Below are 18,660 nucleotides of genomic sequence, written 5' to 3'. Positions count from 1 at the left end.
TTTTTGAAACAATCTTAAGTCTTTTTCTGTGCTTTTCTATGAACGTCTGCTTGTTTAATGCGGATGCAAAAGTAGTACCTTTTTCGCCACTTCCAAATTATTCTAAACCTTTTTTTTAAAGTATTTTTAAAGTTTTTTGCAACTCGCTTGTAGTACGGGTGTTAGATGTGAAAGTTTTTGTTGGTTGTTTGTCGTTTGTTTTTTGTTGAGAAGATTCTCGTTGAAAAACAACCGTCCTTATTTAGGAATATTCAGTTATCTGTAATCGGTAGACTTATAATTTTTGTTCGTCGTTTGTTGTTTGTTGTTCGTTGAGAAGATTCTCGTTGAAAAAACAATCGTCCTTATTTAGGAATATTCAGTGATTGGTTATCTGTTATCTGTAATCGGTAGACTTATAATTTTTGTTCGTCGTTTGTTGTTTGTTGTTCGTTGAGAAGATTCTCGTTGTTTGTTGTTCATTGTTTACTGTATCAAGCAAAAGAAAATTACACCTATTATATAAAGAGAAAATAGAATCAATTAACTGTACTTATAGTAGAACGAGATATGTTTATGTTTTATAAGGGGTGAGTCCATAGTGCGTCCATGGTGAGTCCATAGTGCGTCCATTAAAATAGCTGTTTTAATACACGCACTATGGACTCATCAATGATTCACCATTAAGACACCTCGGAGATAAGCTACACTAAACTCTTATTTAAGGTTATCTTAGATTTTTTGTTTTTTGTCGGTTGTTTGTTGTTTGTTGGGAGTTATCACTGATCTGTTATGAGGTATCGGTAGATTGTCTAGAAATAGAAAGCCCTTTCTTTAAACGATAATCTTTTACAACCAACGACGAACGACAAACAACAAAAAATAAAAAAGGAGAGCAATGCTCTCCTTTTTTTGTATCGACATCGAACTATAGTCGTTAGAAAATCAACAATGGGGCGATAAATCCAACGCTTAATCTACCTGTATTGTAGTTTTCTTGTCCTAGGTGTTCTTTAGCGTAGCTTGAATAATTATAATATCTACCTACATAAGAAGCATAGAAACGAATATTCATATTTTTAAATGGTAAATATTCTACTGTTGGAATAAATCCATAGCTAGATCGTATATGACTTACCCCGCTATTTTCTGAAACTAAATTTTTCGCATAAGCGTTATTGTTCATTAAAGTAAGGGTAACATTTACTTTAGGTGTAATTAGGTATTCTGCCTTAATCCAGTTTTCCAAATAAGATACGTTTTGTTGTGCCGCGACATTATCTCCAGGAATCATTCCCGTGATAATTCCTTTTCGATCTAATCCTTCATTACTGTATTTAAAGTCATACATCAATTTAAAACGTCCATCTTGGTATTTATTTCCAAGGGAATAGTAGTTCATTCCTCTATTCTTTGCTTCTTGAAAATAGCTATAACTATAGATGGTTTCAAATTTTCCACCAAAAAAACTACCTCTCCAATTTGTTACAATGGCCATTGGAGCTTTTGCTTTTTCAATTCCTTCAGGCATTTGTCCTTTATATACGTCTTCGAAATCTGAGACACGTGAATTGAGTACTTGCAAACCAAAAGAGTGATTTTGCGACACTTGATGTGTAAGTCCAACTCCTGTAAGGAAGTTATCTGCATATTCAAGGATATCGTTATACTCCAAGATATCGATTGGATTTAGGTCAAATTCAAATCCTCCCCAATCTGCACTCATCTTACCAAGGTTTAATTGTGTCTTCGGAGATAAGGCCACACCAATAAATGCCATATCGGTTGATCTGCTAATATTGTCACGACTGCCAGGATCTGTACTTTTGGTATAGCGATCTCTGAATCTAAAGTAAACTTTCTCGTGAATTTTCCCTTTAATTTCTAATCTAAATTGATTATTACTAAAGGATGACTCTTGAAATTTACCATCGTGAAAAAAGTTATCATTGGCAAAACGCATATTAAAAATCATATCCACGTTTTTCAACAAATCTATTTTCTCTACAGGCAGTAAAGGTTTAGAGATCGTATCATTACTTGTTTGTGTTTCTTGCGCAAACATTCCTACTTGCACAACTAATGCGATAAACAATATTATTTTTTTCATAGCTCAAATATTTAAGGGGTTCACGTTACAGTAAGACTGAACCGAGTAAGAAACCAGCAGCTATCGCAACTGTAATGGCAACTAATCCGGGAATCATAAAACTGTGGTTCACCACAAATTTTCCAATTTTAGTACTTCCTGTTCGATCGAAATTGATTGCGGCTAATAAGGTTGGATAACCTGGCAACACGAAATCAGAGTTTACCGCGGGAAAAATAGCGATCAAAGCGGGGTTAGAAACACCTAAAGCCATACCTAAAGGCATCATCGTTTTGGTTGTTGCAGCTTGACTGAACATTAAGGCACCGAGAATAAATACAGCGATAGCAAATGTCCAAGGGTATAAAGAGACAACTTCACTTAAAAAGCCTTTAATTGCAACTTCGTTATGCGCCATAAAAGTAGCACTCATCCAAACTACTCCGAAAACGGATACAACTGCAGTTGCCATCGACGAAAACAAGCTTACTTTAGTTACACTTATCGCGCTTGTTTTAGTGATCAACATCATCAATGCTGAAGCTGTCAGTGTGATCATACTAATTACACTAACCATTTGTAATTCTCCATTTGCTTTTACAACCAAACTAGCTTCACCTGGTTCAAATTGAGGAAGTAAATGAGGGAAAGCCCCTGCAACAACAATCAATAGTACGGCAATAGCAAAAATAACGACTGATACTTTAGCTCCTTTTTTCAAAGGAATTTGGTTTCCACAAGCATCTTCATCTGCATCTAAACTTTTTGCGAATTCAGGATCTTTCATTTTTTCTAAGAAGATGGGATCATCCTTTAGTTCTTTTCCTTTTCGCAATACAACTAAACAAGTAATTAATATTCCGATTAAACAAGCAGGAATACAAATTTTCATAATGTCAATTAACGCTCCTGGGTAAGCTAAGATACTTGCTCCTGCAAATGCAGCAGTAGCAGCACTCATTGGACTTCCGGTAATCGCTAAGTGAGAGGCGATCACAGATACACTTAATGGACGTTCAGGTCTAATTCTCTTTTTGGTTGCTACCTCAGCAATAATAGGTAACAAAGAGTATAACAAGTGTGCGGTTCCTGCAAACAAACAGAAGAAATACACAGTAAAAGGAGCAATAAAAACAATATTAGAAGGGTTACTGCGAATCACTTTCTCTGCTAAGCGCACGAGATAATCTAATCCCCCACACGCTTGTAAGGTTGCTGCTGTGGTTACAATAGCCATAATCACTAACATTACATCAATGGGAGGATCACCTGGTTTCATATTAAAAACAAAGACAAAAACAAGTAATCCGACCATGCCCATCACACCTAAACCAATTCCCTTCATTTGGGAACCGATTAATATCATAGCAATTAAAATTGCAAACTGAATCAATAACATAGCATTTTATTTAAGGTCATCAAGCTCATCATCAGGTACAAAAAAGGGAGCGAACAAAAAAACTTGTTCCATACGCTCCCCATTTCATTTATTCCTTCTGATGTACTCAACAGGATTTAATACTTAAAGAATATATCTTGTAATTCTTGTTGATTGCTCGTTTTCGTTAAAGCTAACATCAATAATACACGTGCTTTCTGCGGATTTAAATCATCTGCAACAACAAATCCTAGTGCTTTATCGTCTACCTCATTAAATAGCGTTACTCTTCCTGAACCTGCACGAGCGGATCTACAAACTGCAATTCCCTTTTTAGCTGCTTTTTCTAAAGCTTCTCCAACTGGAGCATTGAAGTTTCCATTTCCCATTCCTGCATATACGATTCCTTTTACACCTTCGTCAATTGCAGCGTTAACTGCTCTTGGACTTGCATCTGCATAACCGTATACAATTTCTACTTGAGGTAATTTAGTTAGGCCCTTTACATCAAATTTTTGTTCTGGTGAACGCAGTGTTTTGTAGTAGTAGTTCACTTTACCATCATAGATCAATCCGATCGGACCAAAATTTCTCGACTTAAACGTTGCAATATTCGTTGTAACGGTTTTTGTTACATCTCTTGCTGCATAAACTTCTTCATTCATTGCTGTAACAACACCTACATCTTTACTGTTCGGAGAAGCAGCAACCATAACCGCATCTAATAGATTACGATTACCATCTTGGCTCATGGCTGTAGAAGGTCTCATCGCTCCTACTAAAACTACTGGTTTTACAGACTTAACGGTTAATTCTAAGAAATACGCTGTCTCTTCTTGGGTATCAGTTCCATGCGTTACAACAACACCATCCGCTTCGTTTTTCTCGAAAATTTCATTGATGCGGTTACTCAATTTTAACCAAGTATCCACATTCATATCTTGACTTCCGATTTGTGCAATTTGCTCTCCTTTAATTTTGGCAATGTTGTGCATTTGCGGAACTGCATTTAACAAATCATCAATTGGTACTTTACCAGCAGTATAAGCAGCCTTTGTTGAAGACTCACCTGCTCCAGCGATTGTACCTCCCGTTGCTAGTATAATAACACGGGGTAAATCTTTTTCTGCTTGACTATTTTTTTTAGTTTGCGCTTGAACCTGAAAAACAAGTAAACAAACAACAAACACACTTAGGATCTTTTTCATATTATGATGTGATTTTAGTTTAGGATACAATTAATTTGGGGTTAATCAAATTCTCAAGTGAATAAACCTCATCCCATTTTTGTTGTGTGATTAATTTTCTTTCTTCAACAACAATTTGGTGTACACTTTTTCCTGATAAGAGGGCTTCTCCTGCTACACTTGCACAAGCTTCATATCCTAAAATTGGGTTTAACTGTGTAACAATACCAATACTATTCATCACTAAATTTGCACAATGTTCTTCATTTGCAGTAATACCAACGATACATTTTTCGATTAAAGTGTTTAAACTATTACCTAAATACTCAAGTGACGTAAATAATGCAAATCCAATAACAGGTTCCATTACGTTTAATTGCAATTGTCCTGCTTCTGCTGCCATGGTCAGTGTTAAATCTTGTCCAATTACATAGAAACAAGTTTGATTGACTACCTCAGGAATAACAGGATTAACTTTTCCTGGCATAATAGAAGATCCTGGCTGACGAGCAGGGAGGTTGATCTCATTGAATCCTGTACGAGGACCTGAGCTCAACAAACGTAAATCATTACATATTTTTGAAATTTTAATTGCAGCGCGTTTTATTGTTCCCATGATTTGAACATAGGCACCTGTGTCACTTGTTGCTTCAATTAAATCTGGTGATAATACTAAAGGTAATCCTGTTTCTTTCGCTAGATATTGCACACATAATTCAGGATAAGCTTCGGGTGCATTTACTTTTGTTCCAATTGCAGTTGCTCCCATATTCACTTCTAAGATTAGGCGTTGTGCTTCACGTAAACGCAATAAATCCTCACCAACTGTGGTGGAAAAAGCGTGAAATTCTTGACCTAAGGTCATTGGAACAGCATCTTGCAACTGGGTGCGTCCCATTTTAAGAACACTTTTGAATTGTTCTCCTTTTGCAGCAAATGCTTTTTGTAGCGCTGCTATAATTTGACAGAATCCTTCTAATTTATAGTATAAAGCCAATCGAAATGCAGTTGGATATGCATCATTAGTTGATTGAGAACAGTTTACATGGTTATTTGGGTGTACAAATTGATACTCTCCTTTTTTATGTCCTAAGTGCTCTAATGCAACATTGGCAATTACTTCATTTGCATTCATGTTTACAGAAGTACCCGCTCCACCTTGAATTAAATCACTCACAAATTGATCGTCGTATTTTCCGGCAATTACTTGGTCACAAGCAAAGCAAATTGCATCTGCAATCTTTGGATCTAATACACCACAATCTTTATTGGCTAAAGCTGCTGCTTTTTTTACTTCACCTAAGGCTTTAATCAAACCTTTTTCGTGATTTAAGGTAATACCCGTAATATTAAAATTTTCAACTGCTCGGAATGTTTGAATACCGTAATATTTATCATTAGGAATATCTAATTCACCTAAAAAGTCGTGTTCTCTTCTTGTATCTTTCATATGCTTAAAATTTTTATTTATCGTTTACGCTTGTCTATACTATACTTGCGTTTTGTTTTGTTTTTATACTTCAAAAATAATGCTAGAAAAAAAATCAGAATATGATAAAAGCCCCCTCTTTATTTGAAATATTTTCCATATATTAAAGAGATCCCTTTCATTTTATTAAATAAATCACAACAAAACAACCCCAATCATATTAACAAAAGTGATATTATTTAAAAAATACACAAGTCATCTTCGTCATTTCATATAATATCTTAAAAAACCAAAAAATAACTAATCAAATATATAAAAAAATATTATTAATTTGACTGATTGCCCTCCGTATTTTAAAGAAATCATAATTTAGTAATATTTGAATTCTTTCACTTAACACAGCACACACAAAATAGAAGCTTAATGCGAAAACAAGGCCCTTACACGATTTATTTTTGATCCAATTTGTTCGCATGCTGTGAAAAATAGCCCCAAAAAAACCTCATTTAAAAAAATGAGGTTTATCTTATAATCTAAATCGCGTTGTCACTTGACCTAGTCGTTTAGAAAACGTATTCATTAACGTTGAATAATCAATAATAATTCCGAGTATTTCGAATGCGCGCTCTTGTTCCACACCTCCTAATTTACTTTTATACTTTTCAATAATTGAATTAACCAAATGCATGCGTAAGGTTAAAATCGTTTCTGTAGTGTATTGTGCAATTCCATCCTTCTTCTGCTTAACAAATATGTTTTGCGTTTCCCACTTGTGAAGACTTTCTTTTTCTTCTTCCATGAGTATACTGGTCACTTGTCCGGATAATTCGCTATCTAATCGCTTGAGATAATCTTCCAAACTCCATGTATTGTTGTGATAGTAATTCATGATATCTGCATACAATTGCTTGAAAACAGGGTTAGTTAGCTGCACTTCGTCTTCTTGTAAACTCAAATAAATTCTTTCGTATACCTTTTGCACGATTTTGTGTTCGACCTCAACTATCTCATCGTCTTCATTCGTTTCAAAAACGAGTTCAACGAATTGTTCTTCTTCATTGCCGTAAAGCAACAAAATTTCTATAATACGCTGTTCCAAAAGAAATAAAGCATCAACAGAGACTTCTTCTTTCTTTTCTACGTGAACCACCTCCATTTGTTTGTGCTCTTGAACAAACTTCTTATTGGCTTCGGCTACTTCTTTTTTGTTGATTTGCGCGAGAGAGCTAAAGATCACTTCCTCTGAGATATCCATAATACGAGAACACTCCTGGATATAGATTTCTTTTTTAATAGGATCGGGTATTTTGGAAATACTCGTCACCATGTCGCGAATAATCTCTGCTTTTTTTATGGGATCTCCTTTGGAATCTTCCATTAGCGCATTCGCTTTAAAGCGAATAAAGTCGGTTGAGTTACTTTCGAAGTAGGCTTCTAGTTCTTCTAAGGTATGCTTGCGAGCGAAGCTATCGGGATCTTCTCCATCGGGTAACGGGCAAATACGCACATTCATCCCCGCTTCAAGAATTAAATCTACTCCGCGAAAAGACGCTCTAATTCCCGCAGCATCACCATCAAAAAGCATGGTAATATTTTGTGTTAGTCGACTAATTAGTCGGATTTGATCTGGAGTCAAAGCAGTACCCGAAGAGGCAACAACGTTTTTCACTCCTGTTTGATGCATTTGAATAACATCAGTATAGCCTTCTACCAAAAAACAGTTGTCTTTTTTGGCAATTTCTTGTTTCGCATGTGAGATTCCATAAAGCACCTTACTTTTGTGGTAAATATCACTTTCGGGTGAATTGAGGTACTTCGCTGCTTTTTTATCATTCGTAAGAATACGTCCTCCAAATCCCAAAACACGACCAGACATACTTTGAATAGGAAACATAACGCGTCCCTTAAAACGATCGAATCGCTTGTCTTCTTTAACAATCGTTAAGCCTGTTTTTTCTAAATAATCTAGCGAGTATCCTTTTTTAAGGGCTTCTTCAGTGAAGGCATCCCACTTATCGGGAGAATATCCCAATCCGAAGGCTTTAATTGTATCGGTAGTAAATCCTCTTTCTTTAAAATACGATAATCCGATAGCTCTTCCTTCTTCCGAATTGGTTAAGATATCTTCAAAATAGCTCTTAGCAAATTCCGAAACGATAAACATACTTTCTTTCTCATTCAGCTGTTCTTTTTCTGCGTCAGTTTGTTCGGTTTCTTCAATTTCGATGCCGTATTTCTTTGCGAGATAACGGATGGCTTCGGGATAAGAAAAATGTTCATGCTCCATCAAGAAGGTAATGGCATTTCCTCCTTTGCCTGAACTAAAGTCTTTCCAAATTTGCTTGACTGGAGATACCATAAAAGACGGTGTCTTTTCGTTGACGAAAGGACTCAATCCTCTATAGTTTGCTCCTGCTTTCTTTAAATTGACGAAATCGCCAATAACCTCCTCTACACGAGCAGTATCGAAAACGGTATCAATGGTATTTTTGGAAATCATAGTTTACATTTGATCCACAAAGATAAAAAAAGAAGTTGCTTCGTAAAACAACTTCTTTTTTCTTGGTATATGATTAGGGTTGACTTCTTTCTTCTAGCGCTCGAAGGACTGCTTCTTCTTTTGTTGTAAGTAATCGGATATTTCTATTTTTCCAAAATTCCGTTTGATAATTGCTTTTCAAAGAAAAAAGACTCCTATTTCTATACTTCATTATTTTGGGAATTTCTACGTTTTTCTCAACTTCATTAACCTGTACCTCTCTTAAAATATTAACCCTATGACTCCCCCATTTTTTTCGTATAAACTGAACATCAATCTGAGCCACTTTATAGAACAAAGTATAATGTTCTCCTTGTTTGCGATAAACCCCTTGCCATAGCCAGTCATTAAAATAAGCCTTTAAAATCAGAAAATTATGCACTTTTCGATTTTTCTCATAAGATTTAGATAACCGTAGTTTATATTCTAGCAAGTATTGTTGATCTGCTGTAAAAACAACATAGCCTTCATAATATTTCCATCCTTTTAAATTTTCTTTTGGTTCAAACTCAACGACAATTGTTTCTTCTCCATTGAGTCCGACCTTCTTTCTAGTTACAAAGTCATAGCTATCAAGTTCTTCTAAAATTTTTTTTATTTTACTAATACTACCATCATTGACAAGAAATTCTCTGATATCTCCTAGCCCAATTGTATTGAATACTTCTTCTAAAGAGGCATCTTCACTATCTTTTATAGAATAGAAAACTCTATTTTGTTCTACTTCTATTTTTGGTGTTTTTGTTGGTTTTTCAATGTAGTAATCGACTAATCCATCCGCAACATTACTCAACGTACCATTGACCATATTAAATTCTCTTGAATATGTACGATACAAATCTCCTTTTTCAACTAAATTTTCTACTTTTTGTAAAGCGGGCTTAAATACAACATCTAACGATTTAGAAAACATGACAATTTCTTCTAAATCTTTATTGATCAAATCGAGTTCAATTAACATCGTAGAAGCTGTACTCACCTCTTTGGTTTGATAATTTAACTGACTAAACCATAGCATTTTTACCTGATCGTCAATTGTTAATTCAAAATCACCTTCGTCATTTGTCAACGTAAAACTTTTTCCATCTGAGGAGCTAATAACAACTCCTTCAATTCCCATTTTTGATTGGCTATCCATGACAGTCCCTTTCAATACTTTGGATTGTGCATAGATACTTCCGCTTACTCCAAAAAGCATGAAAAGCAATATCAATTGAATTTGAATTATTTTATTCATGGTTACTTGTTTTTAGATATCTGTGCGTATTCCCAACGACCACATATTTTGTTTTACACTGTTGTTTTTAAACAGAGGCGTTAATTCATACTGAAAGTGTATACCCCAGGAACCATAGGCGACAAAAGCACCTACGCCATAACGCACCTTATTAAATCCTAAATCTCCTTTTTCATTTACGCGGTACTGAATTCCATCTTCTTGATAGCGGTATATTTGATGTCCTTTACTGTCTTTTGCAATAATATTGACAAAACCTCCGATTCCAAATCGCCAAGAATCTTCACTGATAAAGTATTTTTTGCCTGTTTTCTCATCCACTTTGGGTTTGCTCAAATCAAATTCCAGGAAAGCAGGAAATTGAACGCTGCGAACATATAGACGAGATTTAGTTAAGTTTTTTTCGTGATGAACTAAGATTGTTTCACCATTTTCGACTGTAAAATAGCGGTGCCCTGTTGATTTCAAGTTACTAAATTGCCATCCAATCCCATAGCGCAAATACCAAGCATTATCGTTTTTCATCAATCGGGTCTTCAAGAAAATTCCTCCTTGCACAAAATTAGATGGGATGTAACGCATCTCTGAATTGGCAAAAGCTCCCTCTGTTGCGACATTGCTTATTCCATATATGAATCCGAAACGCAAGCTTGTTCGCTTTTCGCTAGTTAGTTTTACTTCTTTCCCTTGGCTATCAAATGATTTTCCAAGCAAGATGGTTGCTACTCTTTTAGTCGTATCTGCTACTTTGAGATATTCACCGCTTTTCATAGCATAATTTACCTGATTTTGAATAGCTTGGGTTAGACTATCTTGCATACGCGTCGCTTCACTTTCTATTCGAGTAGAGGCCTCTTGGGCAAATTTGTTTTTTAAAACTTGGCCTTCTGCTTCGGTCATGCTGTTCGCATCAATGAGATTATTGATCGAATCCACACGAATGCGCAATTGTTCTTTTTCTTTAACCGTTGCATTTTGTATATCAACGGCGATACGACTTACTTTATAATCAAATTTTTTCAGCGATTGATCCGTTGCTTTTGAAAGTTTTTCTTTCTCCTCTATCGTTTGTCCTTCTCGTTCTATTCTTATTTGCGCATAACCAGTGGTTATGCCCAAAAGTGCTAAACAAGCTATAGTGTATTTTATCTTATTTCTCATATCTACTATCTGATATATCTACGACTGCCTTCTTCGTAAATTCTATGATTTTTTTCATTTTCGTATCTCTATACTCTACCTCGATTTCTCCTTCTACTTGTTGGAGAAGATTAGTGCTATTCACAATAACTCTCGATGGTTCACTGTTTTTCCATTGTTCTTTGAGCCCCACTGAGTCTGTCATTTCGCGTTCTGCTTGTACTGGAATCTTCACTTCCATTCCGCGTTCTGCCAATTCAAGTACTTCTTGTTTCAGAACAAGACGTTGTGTTTTTTTCAGGGGTATTGCCTCTTCCTCTCTTTGGTTAGCCTTTGAATTACTTGACTCTTCTTTTATCTGTTCTTTCTCTGTCACCACATAGTGTTCTTCTACAGAAAAATCAGTAGGAATGGGTTGTAGTATAGGTTCTGTCTTTAAGAAAAGCAGCCCTAAAATACCCCCAACAACCAAACAAGCAGCGATACTCATCCACTTATAGTAGCTTCTTTTTTGGGTTTTCTTTTCTTGACGATCTAACTGGTTGGCCAATTTATCCCATGCCTTGGTTGAAGGAACTATGGTTCTCTCGTCCAATCTATCTTTCCACTCCTGTTCTATTTTACGCCATTCCATACTCCTTGATTTTTTAAAGTTCCTAATTGTTGTTGTAACAGTTTTCGCGCTTGCGCTAATTGCGACTTAGATGTTCCTTCTGTCACTTGAAGCATTTTTGCAATTTCTTGATGTTTATATCCCTCAACGACATAGAGATTGAAAATTGTTTTACACCCATCGGGGAGTTGATCAATCAGGCGTTGAATATCTTCGAGTGAAAGATCACAGTCGTACGCTTCAATTTCTTCAGCTGGGTTCATCCACTGCTCATCAAAATACGTTAACTGCTTTTGCGCTCGTAAAAAAGAAATGGATTCATTTACCATGATGCGACGAATCCAACCTTCGAAACTTCCCTTATTATCGTATTTATCCATTCTTGTAAACACTTTCATAAAAGCAGAAACCATAACATCTTCGGCATAGTGAATATCTTTGATGTATTGTCTACAGACGCTCAACATCTTACCCGACAACAGCTGGTATACCTCTTGTTGGGCCGTTCGCTTCTCCTTTCGGAGATCATCAATGTAGTCTTCTACTTTTTTAGGATATAGTCGTATCAATTTCATTTGAATTTGGCTTTGCTAATTTCAAAAAATATAATTTACAAAATCAGCTTTTCTATAATTTAAGATAAAACAAGAGAGACAAATGCCCAGATGATTTGCAACAAACTAACGATAAGTAGTAATAATCCTTTCATAATGGTTGATGTATTGGTTGATCTATTACATAGACGCAAGAAAGTTGAAAAAGGTTGGAAAGAAAATTACTTTTTTTTATTTAGAAAATAAAGCTTTGATTTCATCCTAACATAAAAACAAGAGAGCCCCTTATATGGGGCTCTCTGTACAATTTAAAATGAGTTGGTTACGCTAACGGAACCAACGGAAAAAATTCTTCGTTCATTAGGTTACGAATTACCTTCAGTTTGAATAACTGATTTATAATCTTTCTTTTACTCTTCGTTGGTTAGACTTGATGTAATATACGCCAATTCTAGGTAAATTTCCAAAATTCAAACGACTATTTTTCTATTTGAATGTTAATACGGCTTTATTTTATTTACTTTTAAGCCAATATCCTGTCTATATAGGAAACAATATCTGCGAAATAATTCACTTTTCTATTGCTTCGACCTCTTCAAATGTTCTGGAAATAGAATCTTTGTTCTAGTAGACGCAACGATCCAACAAAGGTTGGTTTTCGATTTAATTTTATTTTATTTTTTTCGCTCAATTACATAATTAACCATCGTGATTAATGCTTCTTTAAAAGGAGAAGATGGGAAATCCTCAAGTATCAACAAGGCTTCTTGTTGATAGTCGATCATTTTTTGACTTGCATAGGTTAATCCACCCACTTCTTTGACGTAATCAATCACCTCTTTTACTCGACGCTTGTCTTCATTGTGGTTTTTTACGGAGTTAATGAGCCATTTTCTTTTTTCTTTTGTAGCGGTATTGAGTGCGTAAATTAGAGGCAAGGTCATTTTTTGCTCTTTGATATCGATACCAGTTGGTTTACCGATAGGGCCATCGGTGTAGTCAAACAAGTCGTCCTTAATTTGAAAAGCCATACCGATAACTTCACCGAATTTGCGCATTTTCTCAATGAGTTCGGTATTATCAGGTTGTACAGAAGCAGCACCTAGAGAACAACAAGCAGCAATAAGAGTAGCTGTTTTTTGACGGATAATTTCATAATAAACCTCTTCTGTAATATCCAAGCGACGGGCTTTTTCGATTTGCAGTAATTCTCCTTCGCTCATTTCACGTACAGCTACTGAAATAATACGCAACAAATCAAAATCTCCGTTGTCAATAGAGAGTAAAAGTCCTTTAGAGAGTAGATAATCGCCAACTAAAACGGCGATTTTATTTTTCCACAGGGCATTTAAAGAGAAGAACCCTCGGCGTTTATTGCTGTCATCCACTACATCATCGTGAACCAAGGTAGCGGTATGAATCAATTCGATAACCGATGCTCCTCGATATGTGCGTTCATTGACTCCGTTTTCACAGACCATCTTCGCAACGAGAAAAACAAACATCGGTCGCATTTGTTTTCCTTTGCGGTTTACAATGTAATACGTAATTCGATTTAGTAAGGCTACTTTGGTAGCCATGGATTTGTGGAACTTCTTTTCAAAAAGCTCCATTTCAACCTTAATTGGTTCCTGTATTTGCTGTACAATATTCATTATAAACAAATTTATGACATTTTATGTCATAGTACACAACTATACACAATATCTAGTTAACAAAAAAAGACAGTTTGCCTTGATTTGATTTCACTTTTGTTATGATTTATTGGCTAATTGCCCGCAAGCGGCATCGATATCTTTTCCGCGACTGCGTCTAACCACCACTGTGATATCATTGCTTTCTAAGGCTTTAATGTAATTATTGATGGCTTGGTCATCTGCTTGTTGGAATTCTCCATCATCAATGGGGTTGTATTCAATTAGATTAACTTTACTCGGCATTTGCTTACAGAACTTTACCAACGCATCAATAGATGCTTTGTCATCGTTAATACCTCTCCAAACAACATATTCAAACGTAATTCTACTTTTTGTTTTGCTATACCAATATTGTAGTGCATCTCTTAAGTCTGTCAGTGGAAAACTCTTAGAGAAAGGCATAATGCGATTACGCGTTTCTTCAATAGCAGAATGCAGTGAAACAGCTAGTTTGAATTTTACTTGATCATCTGCTAGTTTTCGAATCATTTTTGGAATTCCAGATGTAGAAACGGTAATGCGTTTTGGTGACATTCCCAAACCTTCTTCTGAGGTGATCTTATCAATTGCAGCTTGCACGTTGTTGTAGTTCATCAACGGTTCACCCATCCCCATGAAAACGATATTTGACAAAGGACGACCGTGATTTTGTCGGCTTTGTTGATCAATAGTTAAGACCTGATCATATATTTCGTCTGGATTTAAATTTCGCATGCGTTTCAATTTTGCTGTAGCGCAAAACTCACAATCTAAACTACAACCAACTTGAGAAGAGACACAAGCCGTAGTACGGGTTTCGGTCGGGATCAAAACAGATTCCACAATCAATCCGTCGTGTAATTTTACCCCGTTTTTGATTGTTCCATCCGAACTAATTTGCATATTATCAACGCGAATGTGATTAATCACAAAATGATCTTCCAACATTTGACGGGTAGCTTTAGATAGATTGCTCATATCCTCAAAAGAATGAGCACCTTTACTCCATAACCACTCGTACACCTGATTCCCTCTAAATGATTTATCCCCTTGAGAAACAAAAAAATCTCTCAATTGTTCTTTTGATAAACTACGTATGTCTTTTTTCTCTAATTGCATGCTGCAAATTTACTTTTTTTAGTCGAATAATTGCCATCTCAATTTTAGATATAAAAAAAGGATTTAGTCGAAACAACTAAATCCTCCCTATTTATTTTGCTAAATAACCTCCTTCAATGGGATAATAACCTCCTGTTGCAAATGAAGCTTTATCGGATGCTAGCCAAAGTACCAACTCTGCTACTTCTTCTGATGTCCCCAAGCGCTGCATAGCGTGTTGAGATTCTAAGAAATGCTTGACCTTGGGATCCATCGATGTTAGCAATGGGGTTTCGATAAAACCAGGACCGACAGCATTGACGCGAATACCTTGCGTACCGTATTCCCAACCTGCAGATTTTGTTAATCCTACTACACCGTGTTTAGCAGCAACATAGGCCGAAGAGCCCGCAAAGCCAACTTGTCCTAAAATAGATGCCATATTAATAATACTTCCCTTTCCATTTTTCAACATTGCTGGAATTTGATAGCGCATGCCATAAAACACGCCATCTAAATTAATTGACGTCACTTTTTTCCATTCATCAATATCATATTCTCCTGTAGGAGCACTTGCTCCACCAATTCCCGCGTTATTCACTGCAACATCTAATTTGCCAAATTTCTTTAGCGTTTCTGCAACTAACGTTTCATTGTCTGCGGGTAAAGCTGCATTTGATTTTACAAAGTGTGTATTCGCACCTAGACTAGTTGCCAATTTATTTCCCAATTCTTCATTCAAATCCGCAATTACCACTTTTGCTCCTTCTTTGACAAATAATTCAACAATGGCTTTTCCAATTCCTGAAGCTCCTCCAGTAACAATCGCAACTTTATTTTCTAATATTTTCATATTTATTGTTTTTTAGTTCCTATTAAGTTACGCATTGTAATTGAGAATACTGGTTTCCAATGATTTAATTAACAGAGTTTTAATTTTCAAAGGCAAAAAAAAACTGCCTTACCGAAGTAAGACAGCTTTTTCTCGTTATTGAGTTATTTGTCTATTTTACAAATTTTGGAAGAAATCATTTCCTTTATCATCTGTGATAATAAAAGCAGGGAAATCTTTTACCACGATTTTGCGAACCGCTTCCATTCCCAACTCTGGGAAATCAACGACCTCAACGCTCAAGATATTCTCTTTTGCTAAGATTGCTGCAGGTCCACCGATTGATCCTAAATAGAATCCACCGTGTTTTTTACAAGCATCTGTTACCGCTTGCGAACGGTTTCCTTTGGCTAGCATAATCATGCTTCCGCCAACAGCTTGGAAGGAGTCTACATAAGGGTCCATACGTCCTGCTGTAGTTGGTCCAAAACTTCCTGAAGGCATTCCCTCTGGGGTTTTTGCTGGTCCGGCGTAGTAAACAGGGTGATTTTTGAAATATTCTGGCATCGCTTCGCCATTGTCTAACATCTCTTGAATCTTCGCATGTGCAATATCGCGAGCAACGATAACTGTTCCATTTAACATTACACGTGTTTTTATTGGATGCTTAGTCAATTCTGCCAATTGTTCTTTCATTGGTTTATCTAAGTCAATTACCACAGGCTCTTCCAAGTGAGGAGCTACTGCAGGCAATAAACGCGCTGGATTTTCTTCCAACTGTTCAATGAATAGTCCTTCTGCTGTAATTTTCGCTTTGATGTTGCGGTCTGCAGAACATGAAACACCTAATCCTACAGGACAAGAAGCTGCGTGACGAGGTAAGCGAATTACACGTACGTCATGGGTAAAATATTTACCACCAAATTGTGCTCCAATATGAGACTCTTGGCAAATTAATTGTAACTTTTTCTCCCATTCAATATCGCGGAATGCTTGTCCCCCCATATTACCAGAAGTAGGTAAGTTATCGTAATATCCTGCAGATGCTTTTTTCACTGCCGCAAGGTTAGCTTCTGCCGATGTACCACCAATCACTAAAGCTAAGTGGTAGGGAGGGCAAGCTGAAGTACCTAGGTCCATGATTTTGTCTTTGATAAACTCTGTTAAGTTTTTATCATTCAACAAAGATTTTGTCTTTTGGTACAAGAACGTCTTATTGGCAGATCCACCACCTTTTGCCAAAAATAAGAATTCATATTTTTGACCTTGTGTAGCGTAAATATCGATCTGTGCAGGTAAATTTGATCCTGAATTTTTCTCTTCAAACATACTGATGGGTACAATCTGAGAGTATCGTAAATTCTTCTTTTGGTACGTATTAAAAATACCTTTAGATAACGACTCTGCATCATTGGATCCCGTATAAACATTTTCTCCTTTTTTGGCTACAACAATTGCTGTTCCTGTATCTTGACAAGAAGGTAATTGTCCGTCTATAGCTACAACTGCATTTTGCAATAAATTATATGCCACAAAACGATCGTTATCCGTTGCCTCAGGATCGTCTAAGATTGCTTTTAAACTTTCTAAGTGAGCCGTTCTCAACATGAAAGAAACGTCTGTCATTGCTGCTTCAGACAAAACTTCTAAAGCCTTTGGATCAACAACTAAGATTTCGCGATCGCCTACTTTTTCGATTTTTACAAAATCAGAAGAAATTTTTTTATACTTCGTATCGTCCTTTTGAATGGGATACGGATCTTGATATATAAAGTCCATTAGATTGTTCGTTTATTTTTGAAGGATAAAATTACGAATTATACTAATCAAATAATATTAGAATGCTTCTAAATAACCCGTCACTACTAGGGTTTTCATCGATGCTCCTTTTTCTTTTTTGCCTTTTTTTACCTAAAAAACAGGTTCTAATTCAAACAAGTTGAACTTCCCTCAACTTTGTTTTGCTTCAAATTATCTATTCTTTTTCAGGTTTAAACACCGTTCTCCCTGACATTTTAGTTACATTTGAAATTATTAATTTATAACCTATGACAGTTTTAAACAAAGTGCTTACTGCTGCTTTTTTCTTACTTGCTTTTGTAGCATTTGGACAAAAAGAAGCACAAAAAATATCAATTGGCGAATCGATTACTTTAGAATCGAATATCCTAAACGAAACGAGAACGATTAATATTTACCTACCTCCCTATTACCAACCCAATGACACAATTAAGTATCCTGTAGTCTACATTTTAGATGGTGGAGTAGAAGAGGATTTTGTTCACTTAGCGGGGATTTTCCGCGTGAGTTCACAACCTTGGATCAATCGCTTTCCTGAAGCTATTGTGGTAGGGATTGAAAACGTCAATCGTCGAAGAGACTTTACCTTTGCTGTGCCAAATATTGATTTTTTAGATAAAGTAGGGTTCAGTAGAGACTACTTTACACAATATGGAGGAGCAGAACCCTATGCTGCCTTTTTAGAAGGAGAGTTAATTCCCTATATCAATCAACATTATCCCACTACAGATGAACGAACAGTTGTAGGGGAATCTATGGCAGGGCTAATGTCTGCCTATCTGTTGACCAAACACCCCCTGATCTTTACGAATTACATCATTGTTAGTCCGAGTTTATGGTGGGGTGAAGAGCAACTGTTAGACGAGACAACGGCTTGTTTATTGAAAAAAATAAAAAATCCTGTAAACGTTTATGTTGGCGTTCCTAATGAAGCGGAAGATCAAATGATGTTTGACGAAGCCAAGCGTTTTTACCACATGCTACAAGCAAATCCACTGATTCACTCTCATTTTGACTATATGGAAGATGAAGTACATGCTACAGTTTTACATCAAGCGACTTTAAATGCGTTGAAAAAGAAATTCCATCATAAAAGCGAACAATAAATC

14 protein-coding genes are annotated in these 18,660 nt (G+C 36.1%); 1 reads left to right on the top strand and 13 read right to left on the bottom strand.

The genetic code is table 11. From position 1 onward, the window contains the following. Positions 1-916 precede the first annotated feature (916 nt). The 13 genes from H4K33_RS10240 to H4K33_RS10180 form a co-directional block, all read right to left on the bottom strand. Positions 917-2,089 (bottom strand): porin, encoded by a 1,173-nt coding sequence (locus H4K33_RS10240; protein WP_182648573.1) that lies wholly within the window; start codon positions 2,087-2,089, stop codon positions 917-919. A 25-nt stretch (positions 2,090-2,114) separates the two neighbouring features. Continuing rightward, entirely contained in the window at positions 2,115-3,467 is a 1,353-nt protein-coding gene (locus tag H4K33_RS10235; RefSeq protein ID WP_182648571.1) for an anaerobic C4-dicarboxylate transporter family protein, read from the bottom strand. Between the two features lie 116 nt (positions 3,468-3,583). Then, positions 3,584-4,654 (bottom strand): type II asparaginase, encoded by a 1,071-nt coding sequence (locus H4K33_RS10230; protein WP_182648569.1) that lies wholly within the window; start codon positions 4,652-4,654, stop codon positions 3,584-3,586. 19 nt (positions 4,655-4,673) lie between these two features. After that, a complete protein-coding gene (aspA, locus tag H4K33_RS10225; RefSeq protein WP_182648567.1) occupies positions 4,674-6,083 on the bottom strand; it encodes an aspartate ammonia-lyase in 1,410 nt (469 codons plus the stop codon). A 505-nt stretch (positions 6,084-6,588) separates the two neighbouring features. Beyond that, positions 6,589-8,562 (bottom strand): DNA primase, encoded by a 1,974-nt coding sequence (gene dnaG / locus H4K33_RS10220; RefSeq protein WP_182648565.1) that lies wholly within the window; start codon positions 8,560-8,562, stop codon positions 6,589-6,591. 73 nt (positions 8,563-8,635) lie between these two features. Continuing rightward, on the bottom strand, positions 8,636-9,838 hold the full coding sequence (locus H4K33_RS10215; protein ID WP_182648562.1) for a hypothetical protein: 1,203 nt from the start codon (positions 9,836-9,838) through the stop codon (positions 8,636-8,638). 12 nt (positions 9,839-9,850) lie between these two features. Then, positions 9,851-10,999 carry a hypothetical protein gene (locus H4K33_RS10210; protein ID WP_182648560.1) on the bottom strand — a complete coding sequence of 383 codons (1,149 nt, stop codon included), beginning with the start codon at positions 10,997-10,999 and terminating at the stop codon, positions 9,851-9,853. Beyond that, the gene (locus tag H4K33_RS10205) at positions 10,989-11,612 is read right to left on the bottom strand and encodes a hypothetical protein (RefSeq protein ID WP_182648558.1); all 624 of its coding nucleotides are present in this window, start codon (positions 11,610-11,612) and stop codon (positions 10,989-10,991) included. The genes H4K33_RS10210 and H4K33_RS10205 overlap by 11 nt, the downstream gene beginning before the upstream one ends. Next, entirely contained in the window at positions 11,594-12,166 is a 573-nt protein-coding gene (locus H4K33_RS10200; protein WP_182648556.1) for an RNA polymerase sigma factor, read from the bottom strand. Before H4K33_RS10200 ends, H4K33_RS10205 begins: the two co-directional genes overlap by 19 nt. A 653-nt stretch (positions 12,167-12,819) precedes the next feature. Continuing rightward, complete coding sequence (locus H4K33_RS10195; RefSeq protein ID WP_182648554.1) at positions 12,820-13,800, bottom strand: polyprenyl synthetase family protein; 981 nt, start codon at positions 13,798-13,800, stop codon at positions 12,820-12,822. A 99-nt stretch (positions 13,801-13,899) separates the two neighbouring features. Further along, positions 13,900-14,940, bottom strand: coding sequence for a 23S rRNA (adenine(2503)-C(2))-methyltransferase RlmN (gene rlmN, locus H4K33_RS10190; protein ID WP_182648551.1), 1,041 nt, complete (start codon positions 14,938-14,940; stop codon positions 13,900-13,902). A gap of 91 nt (positions 14,941-15,031) precedes the next feature. Beyond that, entirely contained in the window at positions 15,032-15,772 is a 741-nt protein-coding gene (locus H4K33_RS10185; RefSeq protein ID WP_182648549.1) for an SDR family NAD(P)-dependent oxidoreductase, read from the bottom strand. Between the two features lie 156 nt (positions 15,773-15,928). Beyond that, complete coding sequence (locus tag H4K33_RS10180; protein ID WP_182648547.1) at positions 15,929-17,530, bottom strand: fumarate hydratase; 1,602 nt, start codon at positions 17,528-17,530, stop codon at positions 15,929-15,931. Positions 17,531-17,799: 269 nt separating this feature from the next. Here H4K33_RS10180 and H4K33_RS10175 point away from each other — a divergent pair, with 269 nt between their 5' ends. After that, positions 17,800-18,657, top strand: a complete 858-nt coding sequence (locus H4K33_RS10175; RefSeq protein ID WP_182648545.1) for an alpha/beta hydrolase — start codon at positions 17,800-17,802, stop codon at positions 18,655-18,657. Positions 18,658-18,660: the final 3 nt, after the last annotated feature.

It is taken from the genome of Myroides sp. WP-1 (assembly GCF_014145635.1).
Taxonomy (GTDB): Bacteria; Bacteroidota; Bacteroidia; order Flavobacteriales; family Flavobacteriaceae; genus Flavobacterium.
The sequence above is the reverse complement of the archived record's forward strand: the minus strand, read 5'-3'. Positions and strand labels throughout refer to the sequence as shown.

Bases quoted from the DNA above. Each gene is read 5' to 3' on its own strand.
- H4K33_RS10240 (WP_182648573.1), bottom strand. From the start codon at position 2,089: ATGAAAAAAATAATATTGTTTATCGCATTAGTTGTGCAAGTAGGAATG.
- H4K33_RS10235 (WP_182648571.1), bottom strand. From the start codon at position 3,467: ATGTTATTGATTCAGTTTGCAATTTTAATTGCTATGATATTAATCGGT.
- H4K33_RS10230 (WP_182648569.1), bottom strand. From the start codon at position 4,654: ATGAAAAAGATCCTAAGTGTGTTTGTTGTTTGTTTACTTGTTTTTCAG.
- aspA (WP_182648567.1), bottom strand. From the start codon at position 6,083: ATGAAAGATACAAGAAGAGAACACGACTTTTTAGGTGAATTAGATATT.
- dnaG (WP_182648565.1), bottom strand. From the start codon at position 8,562: ATGATTTCCAAAAATACCATTGATACCGTTTTCGATACTGCTCGTGTA.
- H4K33_RS10215 (WP_182648562.1), bottom strand. From the start codon at position 9,838: ATGAATAAAATAATTCAAATTCAATTGATATTGCTTTTCATGCTTTTT.
- H4K33_RS10210 (WP_182648560.1), bottom strand. From the start codon at position 10,999: ATGAGAAATAAGATAAAATACACTATAGCTTGTTTAGCACTTTTGGGC.
- H4K33_RS10205 (WP_182648558.1), bottom strand. From the start codon at position 11,612: ATGGAATGGCGTAAAATAGAACAGGAGTGGAAAGATAGATTGGACGAG.
- H4K33_RS10200 (WP_182648556.1), bottom strand. From the start codon at position 12,166: ATGAAATTGATACGACTATATCCTAAAAAAGTAGAAGACTACATTGAT.
- H4K33_RS10195 (WP_182648554.1), bottom strand. From the start codon at position 13,800: ATGAATATTGTACAGCAAATACAGGAACCAATTAAGGTTGAAATGGAG.
- rlmN (WP_182648551.1), bottom strand. From the start codon at position 14,940: ATGCAATTAGAGAAAAAAGACATACGTAGTTTATCAAAAGAACAATTG.
- H4K33_RS10185 (WP_182648549.1), bottom strand. From the start codon at position 15,772: ATGAAAATATTAGAAAATAAAGTTGCGATTGTTACTGGAGGAGCTTCA.
- H4K33_RS10180 (WP_182648547.1), bottom strand. From the start codon at position 17,530: ATGGACTTTATATATCAAGATCCGTATCCCATTCAAAAGGACGATACG.
- H4K33_RS10175 (WP_182648545.1), top strand. From the start codon at position 17,800: ATGACAGTTTTAAACAAAGTGCTTACTGCTGCTTTTTTCTTACTTGCT.